The organism is Shewanella sp. 6_MG-2023 (assembly GCF_030547195.1).
Classification (GTDB): Bacteria; Pseudomonadota; Gammaproteobacteria; order Enterobacterales; family Shewanellaceae; genus Shewanella.
Window position 1 is genome coordinate 1 of sequence record NZ_JAUOQU010000078.1, and the last position, 1,037, is coordinate 1,037.

Annotated in this window: 1 protein-coding gene; it reads left to right on the forward strand. The window is 37.5% G+C overall.

All coding sequences use genetic code 11. The features are described from left to right. The first annotated feature begins 179 nt into the window (after positions 1 to 179). Positions 180 to 812 carry a hypothetical protein gene (locus Q4533_RS19615; RefSeq protein ID WP_303503921.1) on the forward strand — a complete coding sequence of 211 codons (633 nt, stop codon included), beginning with the start codon at positions 180 to 182 and terminating at the stop codon, positions 810 to 812. The last annotated feature ends 225 nt before the right edge of the window (positions 813 to 1,037 follow it).

The following is a 1,037-nucleotide window of genomic DNA, read 5'->3' on the forward strand; positions in this document are numbered from 1 at the left end:
TTCCCTCACGCCGCAGGGGGCATCAATTAAGCCCCAAGGGCATGGAATATGAACTCACGGATTGAGTAGCGATAACCCTCTCTCTCCGAAAGTAAAGAACAAGCCGTTACACGAGACCTTCGGCTCGTGAACTAAATCGTTAGGTTGTTAGTTCAGCCTTGCATATAAAGGATATATCCGTGAAAAAAATAATAATAATAATTTTAACTACTTTCTTAATTTCTTGCGGCGACGCAAGAGTGATGACACTTGTTGAACTACCTAAAGGCTGGACAGATGAACATGGTCAAGAGTTCATTGAAAAAATGGATTTACGAAAACTCCAATATATTGTTTATAAAAAATTCCCTGAAGCGATAACTAATCAAGTTACTTTTAATATTATGCCATTGGTATTCTCTCCTGTTGGAGATGAAAAAAATTACAAATACGAAATTAGAGCTATTTCAAATAAGTCTTGGGGTAAGTCGAAAGAATTTGAAAAGTTTATTGCAAACTATATCAAAGAGCTTTTAGTTGAGCCTGAAAAAATGCCTCCTATGGTATTTGTAAAGGTTCCTCAAGGTCATTCAATACAATCCGCTCAACAGTTATTACAAAGCCTTAATATGCAAGAACTCCGAGAGCGCTTATCTAAAGCTATACCTGGAATTGAAAAAACACCTATGCTCACGAAAATTATACCTGTAGAGGTAAAGCCTGATGATTTGAATTTCCATGTCATTGTAGTTGCAAATTTTCAACACGACTTCGAGTATAAAGTTGAGCAGCATATCGCTGACTTTATAAGAGAAAGCCTTAAAACAACCTAACAAGAAAATTAAGCGGGACTGCTAACAGTTGGCTAGGTTTCGCTCCGCTTCACATTTTAGCCAACTATTAATCAGCCCCTTATTTGGGCGTTCTTGACCTGCGGTAGACGATTTTTAGCAAAAAAGAAGTGATATTTAAGTCTAACCTAAGGAATAGATAGAGCCAAACGTGATGGAAGAAACGCCTAATTTATGATAGCTTGAAGGCACTTGCTAAGGCTCGTA